The following is a 20946-nucleotide window of genomic DNA, read 5'->3' as shown; positions in this document are numbered from 1 at the left end:
TCGGTCACGTCCGGGCCGCGAGAGCCACGGCCGGTCCGCAACACCAAGCGGGCCGGGTGACCCGAACATCACACGTCCCCATGGTGACAAAAGTCACGCGGCAATTCACCGGAATCCGTACAACCATCCACTCTCTTCAAGCGTCGTACCCGCTCTGGGGTGACGTACCGCACAGCCCTGTTGGGTGATGTTCGGTCCGGAGTTGGCGCTGAACTAAGAAGCCACCCCTGTGACGGGTGGGCATTTTGTGCTGCTTTTCTAGGGGTGGGGTATTTGAGTCGCCGGACGAACCATGCGTACAAACCGCTGAGTTTGAAGCGGAGAGCGTGGCTGACGACAGGAGCCGTCGTACTGGCCGGAGCGGGCGCCGTGACGTACGCGGTCGCGAACCCCGGCGACGACCCGTCGGTGGACGCGGCGCGCAGCAAACGGCCCGTGAAGGTCCACGAGCTCGCGATGAGCAGCGACGGCACGGGCCGCCGCGAGGTGGAGCGGACGAGCACCGCTCAGTTCTCGCTGCTGGGCATCTCCTGGACCGGCGCGAAGGCCGAACTCGACGGCACCGCCCAGGTGAGGACCCGCGCGCTCGGCTCGGACGAGTGGACCGGCTGGCAGAGCCTGGACCTGGAACTCCATCCGGTGGACAAGGCCGAGCCGGGCGCCAAGGAGGCGCGCGGCGCCTCCGATCCGCTCTGGGTCGGCCCGAGCGACGGTGTCGAGGCGCGGGTGGTCGCGGCCGACAGTTCGGCGAGTTCCGGTCTGCCGAAGGGACTTGAGCTGAGCCTCGTGGACCCGGGCGTGACCTCGGCGGAGGCGAAGAACAAGGCGCTGAGCGCGACCACGGGTCTCTCGATGGACAGCGCCGCCTTCGCCGACGAGGATCCGACCGGCTCGCCGACCCCGGCCGACGCCGCCCCGGGTTCCGCGTCCCCGGCGGATTCGGCGGGCACGGAGCCCACGGGCACGGCCGACCCGACCGACACGACCGGTGCTCCCGCGTCGCCCGCCGAGAGCACCTCGCAGAGCGCGTCCGAGAGCGCGTCGGAGAGCGCGCCGGCCTCCCCGACGCCCGACCCGGTCCCGTCCCCGCCGCCGTCCACGGTGACGCAGCCGCCGATCGTCCCCCGCGCCCAGTGGGGCGCCGCCGAGTCGGCGGTCAAGGACGCGCCGGAGTACATCGACAAGGTCAGCGCGGTCTTCGTCCACCACACGGTCGGTACGAACGACTACAGCTGCGCCGAGTCCCCCGCGCTGGTGCGCGGCATCATGGCGTACCACGTGCAGACCGAGCTGTGGAACGACATCGGCTACAACTTCCTGGTCGACAAGTGCGGCCGGATCTTCGAGGGCCGCGCGGGCGGCGTCGACCTGCCGGTGCGCGGCGCGCACACGTACGGCTTCAACGGCGACTCGGCCGGCATCGCCGTCCTCGGTGACTTCGAGGGCGCCGCCGCCACCTCCACCACCGCGGCGAAGGCCGCGGGCAAGCCGACGCGGGCCGCCCTTGAGTCCGTTGCGCGCGTCGCCGCGTGGAAGCTCGGCCAGTACGGCGGCAGCCCGAGCGGCCAGGTCACCCTGACCGCCGCGGCCGACACGGGTGTGTGGAAGTCGGGCCAGCCGGCCACGCTGAACACGATCTCCGGTCACCGTGACGGCTTCGCCACCGAGTGCCCCGGCAAGAACCTCTACTCGAAGCTGAGCGAGATCCGCCGGTACGCCTCCGGTCCCGCCAGGAACTCCGCGGTCCCGACCGCCGACTTCAACGGTGACGGCGTCAGCGACCTCGTCGCCGCCACGCCCAAGCAGGGCAGCGGCTGGCTCACCCTCGTGCCCGGCGGTCTGAACGGCCCCGTATCGGCCTCCAAGGTGAAGCTCAACCAGGGCACCGCCAACGTTCCGGGCGCGGCCGAGTCGGGCGACCAGTGGGGCACGGCCACCGCCTGGGGCGACATCAACGCCGACGGCTACGCGGACATCGCCATCGGCGCGCCCGGCGAGGACGACACGACCGGTCACGCGGACCGTGGCGCGGTGACGATCCTGTACGGCCCGAAGTTCGACCTCGGAGCCGACACCATGGCGCTGGGCGACGACTACGAGCCGGCCGGCGCCCGGTTCGGCGCGACGGTCGCGGTCGGCGACTTCAACGCCGACGGCAGGGCGGACGTCTTCACGGCGGCCACCGGCACGGGCGGCAACTGGGCGGCCCGCTTCGACGACGGCCACGAGGTCGCCGGCGACCTCACCACCGCCTCCGGCGCCCTCGCGTACGCGGACGCCGCGACCGGTGACTTCAACCGGGACGGCTACGCGGACGTGGCGCTCAACTACCGCGACGCGTCCGGCGCAGGCAAGGTCACCTGGTTCAAGGGGTCCAAGTCGCTGGGCCTGTCGAAGGTGTCCACGCTCTCCGTCAAGGGCGGCCGCTCGCTCGCCGCGGGCGACGTGAACGGCAACGGCTACGACGACATCGTCATCGGCCAGCCGTACGCGTCCGAGTCCGGCGCGATCTCCGGCGGCCAGGTCACGATGGTCCCGGGCACGTCCACGGGCTTCACCACCACCGGGCTGACGAAGATCACCCAGAGCACGGCGGGCGTCGAGGGCGCCAACGAGTCCGGTGACGCGATGGGCACCTCGGTCTCCGTGGGCGACTTCAACGCCGACGGCTTCGCGGACGTCCTCACCGGCGCCCCGAACGAGGACATCACCCGCAGCGGCGCCAACAAGGCCAACGCGGGCGCGGTCTGGCTCCTCAAGGGCGCCTCGGCCGGCCTGACCGGCACCGGCTCGCTCTCCTTCTCCCAGGACACGACGGGCGTCGCCGGGTCCACGGAGAAGGACGACAAGCTGGGTTCGTCCGTCTCACTGACGGACTTCTCCGGCCACGGCCGCGCCCACCTGCTCGTCGGCGCGGAGGGCGAGGACGCGTACAACGGCACGCTGCTGTACCTGCCGAGCACCGCCTCGGGCGTCTCCGTCGCCAAGTCGGCGTACTACGGCGTCACCCAGCTGGGCACGGCGACGGGCACGCGGCTGGGCCAGGTCCTGACCCCGTAGGCATCACGTGGCACAGCCGGAAGGCCGGGACCCCGTACGGAACAGGGTCCCGGCCTTCCGCGTCGGCGCGAGCGCTCGCGTACGGGTTCGTAGGGGGTTCGTCCGGGTGCTCAGGTGCGTCCGCGGGCCCGTCGGGAGACCACCGCGCGCAGAACGCGCCGGCCCTCGGTGGTGAGCTCCCGCGCCTGACGCAGACCCGCCGGGCCGTGCGCCGACACCAGTTCCAGAACGCTGACCTGGCGGCGCAGTTCGGCGGCGACGAGCGGCGACATGTCCTGCGTACGGCCCTCGCGCCGGTCCCGCGCCGAGGCCGCGCCGTCGGACTCGGCGCGGGCCGTGGCGTCGAGGAGGCCGTGGATCTGGAGCGCGGCGACCGAGCAGGCGTCGGCCCACTCCCGCAGGTTCGCGGTGGTCCGCTCCGCCGGAGCCGTGCCGAGCATGCGGTGCGCCAGGGCGACGGCCTCGCCCTCGGCCGACGCGCCGCTGCCCGGGCCGTCCGCCACATAGAGCTTGGCGCGCACCTGCTCGACGCACTCGCCCCAGTCCCGGAACCCCTCCTCGGACTCGGCGAGGCCCGCCCACAGGGGGCGCAGGATCTCGTCGTCGCCGCCCAACAGGGGCACGCACCTGTCCAGGCACGCCAGACCGCCGGCCGCGAGACCCAGCTCGTCGGCCCGAGCGATCAGTTCCACCAGGCTCATCACGCCTCCCTCGGTGGGCCGCCGCTGGTTGCGGAGCCCGCACTTCCCCTTACTGCGTGCACAGTGGCCGGAACGTCACAGTGCGAAGTGGCCGAAATCTACATGGGGATGACGCCCAGTCGGTCCAGGAACCGGAAGAACAGCATCTCGGCCGAGGGGTTCGCGTCGGAACTGAGCACGTCGAGGAGACGTTCCTCCGACGCGTCACGGCCCGATTCGGCGGCCCAGGCAAGGGCCCGCACGACGGCGTCCCGCGGGTCCAGGAAGAAGTCGTCGACGGCCAGTCCGTCCTTGTTCCCGCCCAGGTACCCGGCCATCGCGTCCCTGGCCAGGCAGGTCGTCCAGGCCCCGCTGTCGGGCGCGGCCGCCTCGACGACCACGCAGTCGCTGTCCATGACGTATCCGAAGAGCGCGGGCGCGCCCGTCTCCTCCGCCAGGGCGTTCATGTTCCCCACGTCCGAGGCGCCCCCGTCGGGAGCGTTCGGGTACTCCCAGACCTGCCAGCCGCCGTCCGCCGTCTCGTGCAGCGTCATGCCCGCCGCACCCGATAACGCGCCCAGCTCCGCGAGCGGGCGCTCGCTTCTGCCCACGACGAAATATCCCCAGTAGCCCATGCCGCTCCCCCCGGTGTGTCGGTCCGGCCAGCGCCGAATACACCACACACGCACAGTAGTTCGCCACCGGAACACGCAAGGCGCCAGAAACTACACAGCTACGGCCAAGGCGCCGCCACGGGCCTTCTCGTCCTGCATGCGCGTGAGGCGCAGGATCACCAGGACGGCGAGGACACCGGCCACCAGATGGGCCGCGTCCGCGAACACCACATGGCCGGCGGCGTCCCGGATCTCCTCGGGCGTCTCGGCCAGGCGGTACGAGGTGGCGCCCACCCGGTCGGCGACCAGCGCGACGATCCAGAGCGTCCACCAGGCGTTGACCAGACCGTGGGACGCCCGCCCCGCCGGGCTGCTCGCCTCCCAGACGTCCTCCATGATCCGGCGCGGGAACCACAGGTTGACGACGGGCACGAACCAGCTCCAGCAGGTCCAGCCGCGCTTCATCCGGTGCCCGAACGGGTCGAACACCTCGGCGTTGACCCGCGCCCGCTGGAACCAGACCAGGAAGAGGACGGTGGCCACGACGAACGCGACCGTCTGCACGATCCCGGCCACGGTGTAGGTCACGTCCGCACGGTCGACCTCCGTCGCGACCACCGCGCCGAACCCGTCGCCCGCCAGCCGGTCCGCGACGTCGTACGTCAGCAGGCCGGCCCAGACCGCGAACAGATCGGTCACGGCGGCCACCCCGACCGCCACGGCGGCGGCCTTCCCGAGCCCGACGGGCGAACGCAGCCAGGCGGGGCCGTGCGGCTGGTTCATGGGCGTTCCGCCGTACGCCCCCGCCTGCACGGGCTGAAAAGGATGAACGGGCTGAGCCGGGGCGCCGGCGCAGTTCTCGCAGAGGGTGCCGCCCGGTGTCGCGGCGTTCTGACGGCAGTGGGCACAGAGCATGGGCGAGCGGTCCCCCGAAGGTGCGTGGACAGGGCGCGCTGAAGAGGCGCGCGGAGAGGCCGGGCGCGCCCTCTCCCCAGAGGCCTCGCGCGGCCCCCGGAACATACGGTTCGCACGCCCCGCCCGTCCACTCGGATTCGACCGTCACGCCGGCCGGACACCATGCCGGCCGGACACCATGCCTGCCGGAGCCGGCGGGGCCCTCAGCCCAGCTTCCCCGCCAGCGCCTTGAAGTCGGCCCACGACGACCCCGGCCTGCGCGGATCCCACAGCTTCTGCGTCAGCGCCCGCAGCGGCATCCGGATGCCCGCCGCCACCTGGGCCTGGGTCTGGGAGCCCGAGAGGTCGCACCAGACGGCGAAGGACGCGCCGAGGATCTGGTCGTCGTACTCCTTGGACACCGGGGTCGTGCCGCGCACCACGAGGGGGGTCCACTGCTCGTAGATGCGCTGCCCGGTCGGGTAGACGAAGGTGTTGGGCTGCCCGAGGACGTAGTACAGGTACTCGTCGTTGTAGTTCAGCATCTCGCGCCCGGACCGCAGGTACTCCGTCGGCTGCCGCGCGCCGATCTCCTTGCCGGTCCAGTACGCGACCTGGAGGTCCTTGTCCGCCTGGACGGTGCCCCCGGCGAAGATCCCGTCGTTCCAGGCGCGCAGGGTCCGGTCGTGCCCGCGCATGGTGTCGGCCCGGTCGTTGAGCCACCCGGTCGCCAGGTCGGCTATCCCGGCGCCGGATCCGTACGCCTTCGTCGCGGCGGTGGCCAGCTGCGGGTACGAGGCCGCCGGGTTCGCCACGGTCAGCGCCTGGTACTCGTCGGCGCCGAGGTGCCAGTACGGCCCGGGGAACAGGTCGGCGTACTCGTTCAGCAGCTCGTCGACGATCTTCCCGGCGGCGGGCTCGGAGATGTCCATCGCGCCCTTCGAGACGACACCCGCGGTGTTACGGAGCTGGAGGTCCGGGTGCGCGGCGATCACCGCGCCGAGGTGTCCGGGCGAGTCGATCTCGGGCACGACGGCGATGTGCCGGCTCTTCGCCAGCGCGAGGATGCGCCGCACCTCTGCTTTCGTCAGGTGTTCCTCCGAGACGACCTCGGGGTGCGAGTCGGAGGCTATCCGGAAGCCCTGGTCGTCGGAGAAGTGCAGCCCGAGCTGGTTGTACTTCAGATCGCCCAGCTCACGGATCCGGTCCTCGATCCAGGCGGCGGTGAAATGCTTGCGCGCGATGTCCAGCATGAACCCGCGCTGCGGCTTGGCAGGCGAGTCGCGTACGACCCCCTCGGGCGCCGTGGCGTTCCCGTGGACCTCCTGCTTGAGCGTGCGGGTGCCGTAGAAGACGCCCGCCTCCTGCGTACCGCTGATCCGCACCCGCCCGTCCGCCACCCGCAGCGTGTACGACTCGGCGTTCGCGTCCTCGTCCGTGAGGTTCAGCCCGACGTCCCCGGCACGCGCCTGCCCCTGCCCCGCGTAGGTCAGCCCCAGCTCCTTCGCGAGAAGCCGCCCCTCGTCGGCGAGCGCGTCGTCGCCCACGACCACACGGCCGCCCTTCGCGGGCCGCCAGCCTGGTCCGCGCGCGGGGGTGTGCTCGCGCACGGCCGGTATCGTCCGGGGCGTCCGTGACATCGGATACGTCCGATCGGGTGACGGGGCCGGGGAGGCGGCCGGCACCAGGGCGCTTCTCTCCCCGGTGGGCCGCCGCGTCGAGGGCGTGCCCGCGTCGCCGCTCGGCCAGAGCCCCACGGTCAGCGCGGCGCCCGCCACGACCGCCACGACGCCCGCGCCGACCAACAGGGGCTTTTTGTGGACCGATGCCGGCCTTTTGCGTCTACGCCCGTTCACCACAGATCACTCACTCTCCCGATCACTCGCCCTGGCCCGTCCCCGTAGGCTGTACCTCCGCTGTGAACCTAAGCCCCGGCTCCCGGTGCCGCCGTCCACCATCTGTCCTGAAACTCTCCCTTACGGGTGAAGTCCGGGCATCTCTCGGACAGCTCCGGCCAAGCCTCGATACCGTTGAGAACACATCTCTCACTTGACCCTCTCGCTCCTCCTGACCCCCTGCCGAACCACGTGTGGCGCACCTCCCGGCGCCGCCGAACCGCCGAGGAACCCACGCTGCCCGCGCACCGTCCTTCCCGTCTCCCCGGCCAGGCCGTCGCCACACCGGCATCGCCCGGGCGCCACCCCACCGGCCTGGCCCGGTTCAACGCCATGCCCGCCGACGAGGCCGAGCGCACGCTGCTGGCCTGCTGCGGCAGCTGCCACTGGGCCCGCCGTATCGCCGCGCACCGCCCCTATCCCGACCTGGACGCCCTGCTGGCCGCGTCCGACGAGGCGGCGTACGACCTGACGCCGGCCGATGTCGCCGAAGCCCTGGCCTGCGAATCCCTCACGCTCCTCCCGGACGGCGCGTACTCCGCCGCGCACATGGCACTGAGCGCCGCCCACGCGGCGTACGAGAGCCGTTTCGGTCATGTCTTCGTCATCTGCCTGGACGACACGCCCCCGGAGGAGTCCCCCGACCTGGTCCTGACCGAAATCAGCTCCCGCCTGGCCAACGACCCGGACAAGGAACTGACCCTCGCAGCCGAAGAACTACGCCACCTGACCCGAGGCCGCCTGACCAGATCCCTGGAAGCCACCCCGAAGGGCGCGGGGAACGGCGCAGTCTTGGGCCTTTAGCCTTTCAGGGGCGCGGGGAACGGCGCAGTCGTTGGCTTCGGGGGCGCGGGGAACGGCGCGGTCTTTCAGCCTTTCCAGAGGTGCGGGGAACGACGCAGCCAGCCACACCACATCCGGAATAGCCCATACGTACCCCTTTGCCTGCCAGTTCGATCACATCGGTAGGCCCGCCGTAAACGTTCCGACAACACGTCGCTACGATGGCCAGGGCCGGTGGACCGTACCCGGCCGGGCCGACCGACATCGAAGCCGGCAGGCCCCAATCCCCGCTCCCGGAGGGTTCTTCCGTGCCGGCTGGAACGCTGTACCGCGGCCGGGAAGGAATGTGGTCCTGGGTGGCTCATCGAGTCACCGGCGTCCTCATCTTCTTCTTCCTGTTCGTACACGTGCTGGACACCGCTCTTGTCCGTGTCTCTCCCCAGGACTACGACAAGGTCGTAGCCACCTACAAGACGCCGATCGTCGCGCTGCTGGAGTACGGCCTCGTCGCCGCAATCCTCTTCCACGCGCTCAACGGCCTGCGGGTGATCGCCGTCGACTTCTGGTCGAAGGGCCCGCGCTACCAGAAGCAGATGCTCTGGACCGTTGTCGGCATCTGGGTCGTGCTGATGATCGGGGCCCTGTACCCCGTCCTCGGCCACGCCGCTCGTGAAGTCTTCGGGAGCTGACGCGCAAGATGTCGAACAACTCAGGCACCACCGAGAAGACCGCGTCCGGTATCGGCCCCGTGGAGGGCGCGTCCCTCTACGACGTCGACAACCCGGCCCCCCTGATCGAACCCCCGCGCAAGCGGACCAGGAAGACCCCGAAGTCCTCCCGCGGCAACTTCGAGATGCAGGCCTGGCTCTTCATGCGCCTGTCCGGCGTCGTCCTGGTCGTCCTGGTCCTCGGCCACCTGCTCATCCAGCTCGTCCTCGACGGCGGCGTCTCCAAGATCGGCTTCGCCTTCGTGGCGGGCCGCTGGGCCTCCCCGTTCTGGCAGGTCTGGGATCTGTTGATGCTGTGGCTGGCGATGCTGCACGGCGCCAACGGCCTGCGTACGGTCATCAACGACTACGCGGAGCGCGCGGACACCCGGCTGTGGCTCAAGGGCCTGCTCTACACCGCCACGGTGTTCACCATCCTGCTGGGCACGCTGGTGATCTTCACCTTCGACCCGAACATCCGCTAGGCACGGGGCTGCGAGAATCATGAAGATCCACAAGTACGACACCGTCATCGTCGGCGCCGGCGGCGCCGGAATGCGCGCGGCCATCGAGTCGACGAAGCGCAGCCGGACCGCCGTGCTGACGAAGCTCTACCCCACCCGCTCCCACACGGGCGCCGCGCAGGGCGGTATGGCCGCCGCGCTGGCGAACGTGGAGGAGGACAACTGGGAGTGGCACACCTTCGACACGATCAAGGGCGGCGACTACCTGGTCGACCAGGACGCCGCCGAGATCCTGGCGAAGGAGGCCATCGACGCGGTCCTCGACCTGGAGAAGATGGGCCTGCCGTTCAACCGGACCCCGGACGGCACCATCGACCAGCGCCGGTTCGGCGGTCACTCCCGCAACCACGGCGAGGCCCCGGTCCGCCGGTCCTGCTACGCGGCGGACCGCACCGGCCACATGATCCTTCAGACGCTCTACCAGAACTGCGTCAAGGAGGGTGTGGAGTTCTTCAACGAGTTCTACGTCCTCGACCAGCTGATCGTAGAGGTCGACGGCGTCAAGAAGTCGGCGGGCGTCGTCGCCTACGAACTGGCGACCGGTGAGATCCACGTCTTCCAGGCGAAGGCCGTGATCTACGCGTCCGGCGGCACCGGCAAGTTCTTCAAGGTGACGTCCAACGCGCACACCCTGACCGGTGACGGCCAGGCCGCGGTCTACCGCCGGGGCCTGCCGCTGGAGGACATGGAGTTCTTCCAGTTCCACCCGACCGGCATCTGGCGCATGGGCATCCTGCTGACGGAGGGCGCCCGCGGTGAGGGCGGCATCCTCCGCAACAAGGACGGCGAGCGCTTCATGGAGAAGTACGCGCCGGTCATGAAGGACCTCGCGTCCCGTGACGTCGTGTCCCGCTCCATCTACACGGAGATCCGTGAGGGCCGTGGCTGCGGCCCCGAGGGCGACCACGTCTACCTCGACCTCACGCACCTCCCGCCGGAGCAGCTGGACGCCAAGCTCCCGGACATCACGGAGTTCGCGCGTACGTACCTCGGCATCGAGCCGTACACGGACCCGATCCCGATCCAGCCCACCGCGCACTACGCGATGGGCGGCATCCCGACGAACGTCCAGGGTGAGGTCCTGATCGACAACACCACGGTCGTCCCGGGCCTGTACGCGGCCGGTGAGGTCGCGTGCGTCTCCGTGCACGGCGCCAACCGGCTGGGCACGAACTCGCTGCTCGACATCAACGTGTTCGGGAAGCGCGCGGGCATCGCGGCGGCGGAGTACTCCTCCACCGTCTCGCACATCGATCTGCCCGTGGACCCGTCCTCGCTGGTCGTCGCGCAGATCGAACGGCTGCGGGCGTCCACGGGCAACGAGCGGGTCGCGGACATCCGCCGCGAGCTGCAGGAGTGCATGGACGCCAACGTCATGGTGTTCCGCACCGAGCAGACGATCAAGACGGCCGTCGAGAAGATCGCCGAGCTGCGCGAGCGCTACCTGAACGTGTCCGTCCAGGACAAGGGCAAGCGGTTCAACACCGACCTCCTTGAGGCCGTCGAGCTGGGCAACCTGCTCGACCTCGCCGAGGTCATGGCCGTGTCCGCGCTCGCCCGCAAGGAGTCCCGCGGCGGTCACTACCGCGAGGACTACCCCAACCGCGACGACGTCAACTTCATGCGCCACACCATGGCGTACCGCGAGGTCGGCGACGACGGCACCGAGTCGATCCGTCTCGACTACAAGCCGGTCGTGCAGACCCGCTACCAGCCGATGGAGCGTAAGTACTGATGGCAACCCCGACCCTGGACAAGGCAGACGCGGCCGGCACCCCCGAGCCCGGCTTCGCCGACTCCCCGTACATCACGGCCACGTTCCGCATCCGCCGCTTCAACCCCGAGAACTCGGCGGAAGCGGTCTGGGAAGACTTCCAGCTGGAGATCGACCCCAAGGAGCGTGTCCTCGACGCGCTGCACAAGATCAAGTGGGACCTGGACGGCACGCTGACGTTCCGCCGGTCCTGCGCGCACGGCATCTGCGGCTCGGACGCCATGCGCATCAACGGCAAGAACCGTCTCGCCTGCAAGACCCTGATCAAGGACATCAACCCGGCCAAGCCCATCACGGTCGAGCCCATCAAGGGCCTCACCGTGCTGAAGGACCTGGTCGTGGACATGGAGCCCTTCTTCCAGGCGTACCGCGACGTGATGCCGTTCCTGGTCACGAAGGAGACGAACGAGCCGACGCGCGAGCGCCTGCAGACGGCGGAGGACCGGGAGCGCTTCGACGACACGACGAAGTGCATCCTCTGCGCCGCCTGCACGTCCTCGTGCCCGGTGTTCTGGAACGACGGCCAGTACTTCGGTCCGGCCGCCATCGTGAACGCCCACCGCTTCATCTTCGACTCGCGTGACGACGCCGGAGAGCAGCGCCTGGAGATCCTCAACGACAAGGACGGCGTGTGGCGTTGCCGCACGACGTTCAACTGCACGGACGCCTGCCCGCGCGGTATCGAGGTCACGAAGGCGATCCAGGAAGTGAAGAGGGCGCTGATCACGCGCCGCTTCTGAGGTCTTGGAACTGCTGGCGAGACCGCCGGCAGGACCGATAGCAAGAGGGCCCCACTCCCGCCGGAGTGGGGCCCTCTTCATGCCTCTGCCGACTCAGCCGCGCAGCGGGCGGCCTTCCTTGTCGGTGCGGTCGTTGCTGGTGAGGAACAGGATGCCGTCGATCAGCGCCCAGAAGCCCAGGCCACCGCAGGTGAGCAGCTGCGCGACACCCACGCCGACGGAGCCGACGTAGAAACGGCCGATGCCGAGCGTGCCGAGGAAGATCTGCAGGATGCCCGCGACGATCTTCGACTTCTCCGAGTAGGGGCGGCCCTGCGGGTCGACGCCGTACGGGGCAGAGGGGGTGGGGACGGTCATGAGACGTGCTCCTGGGTGACTGGATGGCGCGGAATGAGACCGGAGCGAGAGCGGACCCGCTCCGGAGAGGTACCAGGAAGGACCCATGACGGAGACCGCCAAAAAAGCGCGTAACGGCATAGCCGCGTACACGTCATCCCCCCTGTGCCGTGTGAGCGTACGGAGAACACAGGGGCGACTGGGAGGGTAAACGTTCTATTGTTCCCATCCCGTGATCAAGTTATGCCTGAATCAGCTCCGGATATTGCGAACCACGGTCCACGCCACGGCCAGTGACAGCACCAACACCTGTACGCGGGGACTGAGTTCAGGCCGCCAGCGACGCCCGCGCAGCCCCTCCACGATCCAGCGCGCAAGCAACGCGAGGGCGAAGGGCGAGGCGAGCAGCAGCGCCCTGTTGTCGAGCCAGGCCGCGGCGAACTGACCGTGCATCAGGTCGTACGTCATCCGGGTGCCGCCGCAGGCCGGGCAGAGCAGCCCGGTGACGAAGCGGAACGGGCACGCGGGCAGGACGTGACCGGGCTCGTGCGGGTCGGTGCCGTACAGATAGCCCGCGCCGACGGCCCCGGCGACGAGCACCGCGAGGGGTGCCGCCGCCGGGCGCCGCAGTGTTTCCGCGCGCACGGGGCCCGTCTCAGCCACGCAGGGGGCGGCCCTGGGCGTCCGTGGCGTTGTGCCCCGTCAGCAGCATGATTCCGTCGATGAGGGCCCAGATCCCGAGCCCGCCGCAGGTGAAGAGCTGGGCGAGCCCGATACCGACGCTGCCGATGTAGAACCGCCCGACACCGAGGCTTCCCAGGCAGAGCTGGAGGACACCCGCGATGATCTTCGACTTGTCGGAGTACGGGCGCCCGTAAGGGTCGTAGCCGTACGGGGCGTTGGGGTCACCGGTGAAGGCACCAGGAGGGTACGCGCCGGGCGGGGCGTAACCGCCGGGGGGCGGGTACCCCGGCCCCTGCTGATACCCGGACTGCGGAGGCCCGTACGGCTGCCCCGGCTGTCCGGGCTGTCCGGGCTGCTGGTACGGCCCGGAGCCCGGCTGCCCGCCCCCGTACGGGTTCGCGTCGCCGGGCGGGACGGCGCCCGGGTTCGGGTACCCGTAACCGGGAGGGGTGTCCCCGGAGTTCGGATAGCCGTAGCCGGGCGGCTGGTTAGGGGGCTGCTGCGGCTGAGACGGCTGCTCGCTCACGGTGACTGCTCCTGGGGACGGGATGATGTATGAAAAGAATCAGTTCAGGTCATCTTGCCGGAGAGAACGGTCGATAGAGAAGCCGGTTCGGTCACGACATGTCCGCACCTTCCGCATCCAGGGGGTGACCGGCCCGATGCGGGGCCCGCCCTCATTCATCCAGGGCACGCCACTCGACCCAGACCTCCTTGCCGCCGCCGTCCTCATCCACGGACTCATCGCAGATCTGCGAAAGGACCCGTCATGACCGAACTCCGCTGGCAGAAGTCCTCGTTCAGCAGCGAGGCCAGCAACTGCCTGGAACTCGCCACCGCCCCCGACGGAACACTCCGCCTCCGCGAATCCGACGACCCGACCACCACACTCACCCTCCACCCCCCGGGCCTCCACTCACTGCTGGTCGCCGTCCGCGCAGTCCGCCAGGAGATAGCCGAGCGCCCTTGAGCGCGGCCGTTCGGGGCCGGGTTCGGGGCCGCGTCGTAGATGAGACGAGCGGTGCGGCATGAGGGGTCGCGGGGTGGTGAAAGGGGTCGGCAAGTTCTTGACGGAGACGGTCGGTGAAGCCGTCACCGAGGTGCTTCTCAGCGTGCTCGCCTGCGCCCTGCTCCTCTGCCTGGCCCAGGTCGCCTACCTGAGTTGGTCCTTCAGTCCGCGCTTGACCGCCGCAGGTGCCGGACTGCTCAGCCTCTCGCTCGCCCATGGCGCCTGGGGAGCCCTGCGCGACTCCCCGAAAGGGCACCGCCGCCGGGGCCTCACCGCCGTGGCCACGGCCGGTTTCGTCCTGACCGCGGCTACGGCCGTCTTCCTGCTGTTCTACGCCCCGGGCTGCGACTGCCTGTGAAGTCGTTCGCGCACTCGACGGCGGCCAGGGAGAGTGCGGCCACCGTGTTCGCACTTGCCGGCCGCACAGGCTGCGGGTCATGAGCGCGAAACGATCAGCTACGGCAGGTCAAGAACGGAGCGGCCTCCGGGGAGAGGCCGGGGAGGGGGAGGTCGTCGCGCGATCACCGGTGTCGGGACCGTGGGAGAGCCCGGTCGCTAGGCGTTTCCGCCCCTCGGGCATGGGCAGGACCGCCAGTGCGGTATCCGCGATAGTCCGCAGCGTCTCCGGGGCCAGGCCGGCCTTGCCCACCGCCTCGATACCGCGGACCACCGTCAGCAGCAGTGCCGCCAACCGCTCCGGATCCGCAGTGCTGTCGATGTCGCCGTGGCGCTGGGCTGCGCTGATCTCCGTCCGCAGCAGGGTCAGCAGTGCCGTCATGGTCTCGGCCGACCGTCCGGCGACCGTCGGATCGTGCTGGGCCAGTTCCGCCACGCCCTTGGCCAACAGGCACCCGCGGCGCTCGCTGTCGGAGGCGGTGTTCTCCGCCATCAGGTGCACGTATCCCGACAGCCGGACCAAGGCCTCCGCGTCCGGGCCACCTGCCAGCCGCCCTTCGGCCACCTCGACGACTGCGGTGCACCAGTCGCCGAACACACGGTGGAACAGCTTGCCCTTGTCGCCGAACGCGCCGTACAGGCTGCCCTTGCCCAGGCCGGTCGCCTGGGCGATGTCGTCCATCCGGGTTCCTGCGTAGCCGGTCGCCCAGAACTGTTCCCGGGCCCTTCCCAGGACTTGGCGTTCGTCGAATGCGCGTGGTCTCGGCATGGTCTCAGCCTATCCGTTCTTGACTCGATCGTCCATTACCGCCTACGTTATGGACGATCCATTCCATAACCAAAGGGGTTCGACATGCCAGGCGTGCTGCAGGAGAAGGTGGCCGTGATCACCGGAGGGACCAGCGGGATCGGGCTGGCCATCGCCCACCGCTTCGTCCGGGAGGGCGCACGGGTCTTCGTGACCGGCCGGGACATCGACCGCCTCGAAGCGGCAGTCAAGGAGTTGGGTCCTGCGGCCACCGGCGTACGATCCGACGTCTCGGTCCTGGCCGACCTGGACGCGCTCTACACGCGAGTCCGCGAGGAGGCCGGACGCATCGACGTGCTGGTGGCCAACGCGGGAATCGTCGCGGACGCCGCGCTCGGCGCCCACACCGAGGCGAACGTCGACCTGACACTCGCCGTCAACGTCAAGGGCCCGCTGTTCACCGTCCAGAAGGCGCTTCCGCTGCTGGCGGAGAACGCCTCCATCCTGGTCATCGGCTCAAGCAACAGCGTGCGCCCCAATGAGCACCTTGAGGTCTACAGCGCCTCGAAGGCAGCGTTGAGCAACCTCGTGCACAACTGGGCCCGGCAATCGCGAGAGCGTCGATTCCGGGTCAACGTCCTCAGCCCGGGACCCACGCGGACCCCTGCCCTGCTGCGCGCCGCGGGGCCGGACGTCGACGGGTTCGCCGAGGCCGTCGTGCCACTGGGGCGGCTGGCCGACGCCGAGGAAATCGCCGAGGCCGCCCTCTTCCTGGCTTCGGCCGCCTCCTCGTTCGTCACGGGCGCCGAACTCTTCGTCGACGGCGGCTACACCCGCGCCTGACCGACGGCCGGTGGTGCGCATCCGGTTCCGTCGGAGCGATGGGGCGCACTCCCGGCCGCGCGCGTGCGTCGTACGAGCCCAGCACTCTCGAAGCGACGAGATCGTGGCCGCGGCCGCTTCGGATGACGGCGACCGCCACCCCGACTGCCGCTCCGGCAACGCCGGCCTCGACCGGAGCCGAAGTCGGATCGAGATCGTCCGCGGTCCAACCCTCCGGAGGGGGGGCGGGATCGGCCAGCGGTACGCAGGCTCGTCGTCGAGCCCGTGTTCAGATGCGGCGCTCGTCATTGCCCCCACGGGACGGAGTCCCGCCTGGTGGGTTCAGCGCACCCAGGGGCGATGACGGCGTGCCCAGCAAAACGAGTGACCGAGACGCCACACGGGTGACTCCCCCAGCCCCTCCCCGCCGCCTCCCCCCTCGCCCCCACCCCACCACCTAATCTGACGACATGTCAGACGAAGAGTCGTACGAACTGCTCGGTTTCGACAACGTCCTCCTCCCCGTCGGCAACCTCGACGAGGCCGTGGACTTCTACCGGCGGGCCGGGTTCACGGTCGGGTTCCGGCTCGACGAGGCCGGGATCGCCGTGCTGAAGGTCGGCAAGGAGACGCCCGGCGTGCTGCTGCGACTGGAGGACGAGCTCGGGCACCGGCCGCCCGCCTGGGCGTGCCCCCGGGTGTGGCTGGAGGTGCGGGACGCCAGGGCCATGGCCGACGCCCTCGCCGCCGCGGGCGTCCAACCCCTCGACGCGCCCCTCTCCGTGGCCACCGGCTGGACCGTCGAGGTCGCCGACCCCTGGGGCAACGTCATCGGCTTCACCGACTACACCAAGCGGCCGGAGCTGGCCCGCACCGGCTGAGCCGCACGTCACATCCACACCCCCCGCGCACAGCTTGAACGTGTTCAAAAACAGGTCTACATTCTCTCTCGACAGCCTTTTGAACATGTTCAAGAAGGCAGTCGAGCAGACAGTGATGCAGTCGAGAAGGGGCGGGGACCATGGACCTCACGGTCGTTGCGTATGTCATATATCTGCTGATCAGCGTCGCGCTGACGGTCTGGGTGGCACGGACGCTCAGCCACAACGGGCGTATCTTCCTGGCCGATGTGCTGCAGGGGAACGAGAAGCTCGCGGACGCCGTCAACCACCTCCTGGTGGTGGGCTTCTACCTGGTGAACCTCGGCTTCGTGGCGCTCTATCTGAACCAGGACGACGAGATCGCCGACGCCCGCGGGGTCTTCGAGGCCCTGTCGACCAAGCTCGGTGTGGTGCTCCTGGTGCTCGGCGCCATGCACCTGGGGAACGTGTACGTGCTCAACAGGATCCGGCGCCGGGGCGTCATGGAGCGCGAGCAGCAGCCGCCCGTGCCGCCGCAGGGCTGGGTCGCGCCGACGGCCGGGGCGTGACCCCGGTGGCGACCGCCACGGGCCCGGACCGGGACGCCGCCCGCGTCCCGGTCCGCGGGCTCACCGTCCTGTACGACGCCCATTGCTCGCTCTGCGCCTTCCTGCGCGACTGGCTCGTACGGCAGCGGCAGTTGGTGCCCCTGGAACTGGTGGCCGCCGGGTCGGCGGAGGCGAGGCGCCGCTACCCGGGGCTCGACCACACCGCGACGCTGGAGGAGATCACCGTGATCGGGGACGCGGGCCAGGTCTACCGGGGAACCGCCGCCTGGGTCGTCACTCTGTGGGCGCTCGCCGACCACCGCCCGATGGCCCACCGGCTCAGCACCCCGGCCGGGGCCCGGCTCGCGCGGGGCGCGGTGCTCGCCGCGGCCAAGTGGCGCGAGGGGCAGCGGGCCCGCCGGGAGGGGTACTGGGGCGGGCGTACGTACACCGCGGCCGACGGATGGTCGTACGACCCGGCCGTGGGGTGGATCCACGACCCGCCCGCCTGCGACGGCGGCACCTGTCCGCCTCGTTAGGCTCTGTCCCGTGCCAGCAGCGAACGACAGTGCCCCCAGCCCGGACGGTCCCGCGGTGCCCGAAGGCCCCGGCGCCCCGCGAACGCCCGGCAAGAGCGAGCAGACCCGGGCCCTGATCCTGGAGACCGCCATGCTCCTGTTCCAGGAACGGGGTTACGAGAAGACGACGATGCGGGCCATCGCCAAGGAGGCCGGGGTCTCCGTAGGCAACGCGTACTACTACTTCGCGGGCAAGGAGCACCTGATCCAGGGCTTCTACGACCGCATGGCCGTCGAGCACCGGGCGGCGGTCCGAGAGGTCCTTGACCACGAGAGGGATCTGGAGAAACGGATCGCCGGGGTCCTCAAGGCGTGGCTGGACGTGGCGACGCCGTACCACGAGTTCGCCGTGCAGTTCTTCAAGAACGCCGCCGATCCGGACAGTCCGCTCAGCCCGTTCTCGCCCGAGTCGGAGCACGCGCGCGTGGAGGCCATCGGCGTCTGCCGCGAGGTGCTGAGCGGTTCGAAGGCGAAGATTCCACAGGAGTTGCGGGAGGTACTGCCCGAGTTGCTGTGGCTCTCCCAGATGGGGCTGGTCCTGTACTGGATCTTCGACCGTACGGAGGGCCGCGAGCGCAGTTACCGCCTCGCCGAACGCGGCGCCCGCCTCACCTCCCTCGGTGTCTCGCTGGCCCGCTTCCGGGTACTGCGGCCTCTGGTCCGCGAGGTGCACGAACTGTTCACGGACTTCCTGCCGGGGATGACGAACGCGCTGCCCGACCCCGCCAAACCCACCAGGAAGTCCGCGAAACCCTCCGCGAAACAGTCTCCGGAATAGTGCCTCTCCGGCGTCTCCGGCGTCCTGTACCTGTCCGACGCGGTCAGTTCACCGCGTCCACCTCGTCCTCCGCCAGCTCCACGTCGTACACCAGCGGTTCCGCGCCGACCATCACATGGCGGGCCCGGGAGGGGTGCTCCTGGGCCGTCACCGCGAGCAGGTACGAGCCCGGGGAAGGGACCGAGACGATGTACGAGCCGTCGGCGAGCGAGGTCACCCGGTCGAGCTGGCGGCCGCCCTTGGAGAGCAGGGTCAGCGCGGCACCCTCGACGGGCGCCCCGTCCGGGGTGCGGACGAAGCCGTGGATCACGGTGGAACCGCCGTCGGTACCGGTACCGGTGCCAGTACCCGAGCCAGTGCCGGTCCCGGCGTCGGGCACGCGCGCGTGAGGCCCGTCGACCGTCTCCTCCCGGGGCTCGACCGCCAGGTGCGGCAGCCGCTTCTCCAGGCCCGCGGGCAGCCACCAGTTGGAGTTGCCCAGGAAGTGCATCGCGGCCGGCACCAGGGCCGTACGCAGGATGAACGCGTCGAGCGCGACCGCCGCCGCGAGCCCGATGCCCGCCATCGCGCCCTCCATGTCACCGCTGAGGACGAACGCGGAGAACACGCAGATCATGATCAGGGCCGCGCAGTTGATGACCCGGCTGGTCTCGGCGAGGCCGACCCGGACCGCACGCGCGTTGTCCTTGGTGTGCACCCACTCCTCGTGCATACGGCTCACCAGGAACACCTGGTAGTCCATCGAGAGCCCGAAGAGCAGCGACAGCATGATGACCGGCAGGAACGCGGTGATCGGCCCCTCCTTGCCGACGCCCAGCAGTTCCGTACCCCAGCCCCACTGGAAGATCGCGACGAGCACTCCGAAGGAGGCGGCTGCCGCGATGAGGTTCATCAGGGCCGCCGTCAGCGGCACCACCAGGGAGCGGAAGGCCACCATCAGCAGCAGGAAGCCGAGCGAGATGATCGCCGCGACGAAGTAGGGCAGCCGCTCCCCCGTGACGGCAGCGAAATCCTTGAAGACGGCGGTCACTCCGCCCACGTGGGCGTCGGTCCCGGATTCCGGGATCACGTCGTCGCGCAGCCGGTCGATCAGCTGGTCCGTCCTCTCGGACTGCGGTGACGTGGTGGGCACCACCTGGATCACCGTGACGCCCCGGGCGGGCGGCGCGGCGGCCACCTGGGCGACGCCGTCGGTCGAGCGGATGGTCGCGACGAGCGCGTCCGTGTCCGCCCTGTCTCCGCCGTCCACGACCACCTGGAGCGGGCCGTTGAAGCCGGGTCCGAAACCCTCGGCCAGCAGGTCGTACGCCTGCCGGGTGGTCGTGGAGTCCTGATGGTTGCCCTGGTCGGTGGCGCCGAGCCGGATCGAGAGGACGGGCAGCGCCAGGACCACCATCACGAGCAGGGCCCCGGCGGCGATCGACCGCGGCCGCTTCTGCACGTACGCGGACCAGCGGGCGGCGAGTCCGCTCGCCTCCTGCGACTCCGGTCCCTCGGCGGCGAGCCGACGGCGCTGCCTGCGGCTGAGCACGCGCATGCCGAGCATTCCGAGGAGCGCGGGCAGCAGGGTCGTCGCGGCGAGCACGCTCAGCACGACCGTCAGCGAGGTCGCGACGACCACACCGTCCAGGAAGCGCATGTTCATCACCAGCATCCCGGCAAGCGCGATGCACACGGTGCCGCCGGCGAACAGGACCGCGCGGCCCGAGGTGTTGAGGGCCGTGACGGCGGACTCCTCGGGCTCCATGCCGCGCAGGATGCCCCGGCGGTGCCGCGTCACGATGAACAGGGCGTAGTCGATGCCGACGCCCAGGCCGATCAGCGAGCCGAGCAGCGGCGCCACTTCGGGCACGTCGGTGACATGGCTGAGCAGCGAGGTCGCCATCAGGCCGGTACCGAGGGCGGCGATCGCCACGATGAGGGGCAGCAGCATCGCGAAGAGCGAGCCGAAGGCGAGGAAGAGGACGACCGCCGCCGCCAGGATGCCGACCGTCTCGGCGATGCCGGTGGGCGGTTCCTGGGTCCGGGTGATGGCCTGGCCGCCCAGCTCCACCTGGAGCCCGGCGCGTTCGGCGTCCCGCGCCGTGTCGACGACGTCCTCCACGAGCGCCTTCGGCACACCGTTGGCCTGCTCGGTGAAAGTGACCTGGGCGTACGCGATCCGCCCGTTCTCACTGATCTGTGAGGCCCCCTGGGCGGCGTACGGGCTGCTGACCTCGCCGACGCCCTTCATGCGCCCGATCTCTTCGAGGGCGGGCTCGATCCGGGAGCGTACGGACGCGTCCCGCGCCGTCCCCTCGTCGACCTTCCACACCACCGTGTCGGTGTCGCCGGACCGCTCCGGGAACGCTTTCTGCATCAGGTCGTACGCGCGCGTGGAGTCCGTGTTCGGAAGGGTGAAGGTGTCCGCGTAGTTCGTGCCCGCGGCGGAGCCCGCGAAGCCCAGCCCCAACAGCGCCCCCACCCACAGAATCAGGACCACCAGCCGGTGCCGATAGCACCACCGTGCCAATGTC

At 70.1% G+C, this 20946-nt stretch carries 22 protein-coding genes; 13 read left to right on the top strand and 9 right to left on the bottom strand.

Annotated features, from left to right (window positions below; genetic code table 11):
• Positions 1–312: 312 nt before the first annotated feature.
• Positions 313–3060: an FG-GAP-like repeat-containing protein gene (locus tag ACIOKD_RS04760; RefSeq protein WP_402078171.1), complete on the top strand. Its 2748-nt coding sequence runs from the start codon at positions 313–315 to the stop codon at positions 3058–3060.
• 110 nt (positions 3061–3170) lie between these two features.
• Here the strand turns inward: ACIOKD_RS04760 and ACIOKD_RS04755 are convergent, their stop codons facing one another.
• The 4 genes from ACIOKD_RS04755 to ACIOKD_RS04740 form a co-directional block, all read right to left on the bottom strand.
• Entirely contained in the window at positions 3171–3761 is a 591-nt protein-coding gene (locus ACIOKD_RS04755) for a hypothetical protein (RefSeq protein WP_402078169.1), read from the bottom strand.
• A 98-nt stretch (positions 3762–3859) separates the two neighbouring features.
• Positions 3860–4375 (bottom strand): hypothetical protein, encoded by a 516-nt coding sequence (locus ACIOKD_RS04750; protein ID WP_402078167.1) that lies wholly within the window; start codon positions 4373–4375, stop codon positions 3860–3862.
• A gap of 90 nt (positions 4376–4465) precedes the next feature.
• Positions 4466–5137: a DUF4328 domain-containing protein gene (locus tag ACIOKD_RS04745; protein ID WP_402078165.1), complete on the bottom strand. Its 672-nt coding sequence runs from the start codon at positions 5135–5137 to the stop codon at positions 4466–4468.
• Positions 5138–5472: 335 nt separating this feature from the next.
• Positions 5473–7056: a glycoside hydrolase family 20 protein gene (locus tag ACIOKD_RS04740; RefSeq protein WP_402079183.1), complete on the bottom strand. Its 1584-nt coding sequence runs from the start codon at positions 7054–7056 to the stop codon at positions 5473–5475.
• A gap of 279 nt (positions 7057–7335) precedes the next feature.
• Between ACIOKD_RS04740 and ACIOKD_RS04735 the strand changes: the two genes are divergently transcribed.
• From ACIOKD_RS04735 to ACIOKD_RS04715, 5 genes are all read left to right on the top strand, one after another.
• Positions 7336–7947, top strand: coding sequence for a 2-oxo-4-hydroxy-4-carboxy-5-ureidoimidazoline decarboxylase (locus tag ACIOKD_RS04735; protein WP_402078163.1), 612 nt, complete (start codon positions 7336–7338; stop codon positions 7945–7947).
• 287 nt (positions 7948–8234) lie between these two features.
• Positions 8235–8615 carry a succinate dehydrogenase, cytochrome b556 subunit gene (sdhC, locus tag ACIOKD_RS04730; RefSeq protein WP_210880708.1) on the top strand — a complete coding sequence of 127 codons (381 nt, stop codon included), beginning with the start codon at positions 8235–8237 and terminating at the stop codon, positions 8613–8615.
• 8 nt (positions 8616–8623) lie between these two features.
• On the top strand, positions 8624–9118 hold the full coding sequence (locus tag ACIOKD_RS04725; protein ID WP_402078161.1) for a succinate dehydrogenase hydrophobic membrane anchor subunit: 495 nt from the start codon (positions 8624–8626) through the stop codon (positions 9116–9118).
• A 19-nt stretch (positions 9119–9137) separates the two neighbouring features.
• On the top strand, positions 9138–10892 hold the full coding sequence (gene sdhA / locus ACIOKD_RS04720) for a succinate dehydrogenase flavoprotein subunit (RefSeq protein ID WP_402078158.1): 1755 nt from the start codon (positions 9138–9140) through the stop codon (positions 10890–10892).
• The gene (locus ACIOKD_RS04715; protein WP_402078155.1) at positions 10892–11671 is read left to right on the top strand and encodes a succinate dehydrogenase iron-sulfur subunit; all 780 of its coding nucleotides are present in this window, start codon (positions 10892–10894) and stop codon (positions 11669–11671) included. The genes sdhA and ACIOKD_RS04715 overlap by 1 nt, the downstream gene beginning before the upstream one ends.
• A gap of 93 nt (positions 11672–11764) precedes the next feature.
• On the opposite strand, the gene ACIOKD_RS04710 is transcribed toward ACIOKD_RS04715, so the two are convergent.
• From ACIOKD_RS04710 to ACIOKD_RS04700, 3 genes are all read right to left on the bottom strand, one after another.
• Positions 11765–12028 carry a TM2 domain-containing protein gene (locus ACIOKD_RS04710; protein ID WP_398286529.1) on the bottom strand — a complete coding sequence of 88 codons (264 nt, stop codon included), beginning with the start codon at positions 12026–12028 and terminating at the stop codon, positions 11765–11767.
• Positions 12029–12259: 231 nt separating this feature from the next.
• Positions 12260–12670: a DUF2752 domain-containing protein gene (locus ACIOKD_RS04705; RefSeq protein ID WP_402078153.1), complete on the bottom strand. Its 411-nt coding sequence runs from the start codon at positions 12668–12670 to the stop codon at positions 12260–12262.
• Positions 12663–13217, bottom strand: a complete 555-nt coding sequence (locus ACIOKD_RS04700) for a TM2 domain-containing protein (RefSeq protein WP_402078149.1) — start codon at positions 13215–13217, stop codon at positions 12663–12665. The genes ACIOKD_RS04705 and ACIOKD_RS04700 overlap by 8 nt, the downstream gene beginning before the upstream one ends.
• Before the next feature lie 243 nt (positions 13218–13460).
• Here ACIOKD_RS04700 and ACIOKD_RS04695 point away from each other — a divergent pair, with 243 nt between their 5' ends.
• Both ACIOKD_RS04695 and ACIOKD_RS04690 read left to right on the top strand, forming a co-directional pair.
• Positions 13461–13661 carry a DUF397 domain-containing protein gene (locus tag ACIOKD_RS04695; RefSeq protein ID WP_402078147.1) on the top strand — a complete coding sequence of 67 codons (201 nt, stop codon included), beginning with the start codon at positions 13461–13463 and terminating at the stop codon, positions 13659–13661.
• 97 nt (positions 13662–13758) lie between these two features.
• Positions 13759–14058, top strand: a complete 300-nt coding sequence (locus ACIOKD_RS04690) for a lysine transporter LysE (protein WP_402078145.1) — start codon at positions 13759–13761, stop codon at positions 14056–14058.
• A gap of 108 nt (positions 14059–14166) precedes the next feature.
• Here ACIOKD_RS04690 and ACIOKD_RS04685 read toward each other — a convergent pair whose 3' ends face one another.
• Positions 14167–14865: a TetR/AcrR family transcriptional regulator gene (locus ACIOKD_RS04685; RefSeq protein WP_402078143.1), complete on the bottom strand. Its 699-nt coding sequence runs from the start codon at positions 14863–14865 to the stop codon at positions 14167–14169.
• Between the two features lie 84 nt (positions 14866–14949).
• Here ACIOKD_RS04685 and ACIOKD_RS04680 point away from each other — a divergent pair, with 84 nt between their 5' ends.
• The 5 genes from ACIOKD_RS04680 (at position 14950) to ACIOKD_RS04660 (ending at position 18430) form a co-directional block, all read left to right on the top strand.
• Positions 14950–15687, top strand: coding sequence for an SDR family NAD(P)-dependent oxidoreductase (locus tag ACIOKD_RS04680; protein ID WP_402078141.1), 738 nt, complete (start codon positions 14950–14952; stop codon positions 15685–15687).
• Between the two features lie 449 nt (positions 15688–16136).
• Positions 16137–16547, top strand: a complete 411-nt coding sequence (locus ACIOKD_RS04675; RefSeq protein WP_402078139.1) for a VOC family protein — start codon at positions 16137–16139, stop codon at positions 16545–16547.
• Between the two features lie 140 nt (positions 16548–16687).
• A complete protein-coding gene (locus ACIOKD_RS04670) occupies positions 16688–17095 on the top strand; it encodes a hypothetical protein (RefSeq protein WP_402078138.1) in 408 nt (135 codons plus the stop codon).
• Positions 17092–17613: a thiol-disulfide oxidoreductase DCC family protein gene (locus ACIOKD_RS04665; RefSeq protein WP_402078136.1), complete on the top strand. Its 522-nt coding sequence runs from the start codon at positions 17092–17094 to the stop codon at positions 17611–17613. The genes ACIOKD_RS04670 and ACIOKD_RS04665 overlap by 4 nt, the downstream gene beginning before the upstream one ends.
• A 10-nt stretch (positions 17614–17623) precedes the next feature.
• A complete protein-coding gene (locus tag ACIOKD_RS04660) occupies positions 17624–18430 on the top strand; it encodes a TetR/AcrR family transcriptional regulator (RefSeq protein ID WP_402078134.1) in 807 nt (268 codons plus the stop codon).
• 43 nt (positions 18431–18473) lie between these two features.
• Here ACIOKD_RS04660 and ACIOKD_RS04655 read toward each other — a convergent pair whose 3' ends face one another.
• Positions 18474–20942 (bottom strand): MMPL family transporter, encoded by a 2469-nt coding sequence (locus ACIOKD_RS04655; protein WP_402079180.1) that lies wholly within the window; start codon positions 20940–20942, stop codon positions 18474–18476.
• Positions 20943–20946 lie beyond the last annotated feature (4 nt).

Source organism: Streptomyces sp. NPDC087844, from assembly GCF_044742785.1.
Taxonomy (GTDB): Bacteria; Actinomycetota; Actinomycetes; order Streptomycetales; family Streptomycetaceae; genus Streptomyces.
This window is presented reverse-complemented; position numbering and strand designations above follow the sequence as displayed.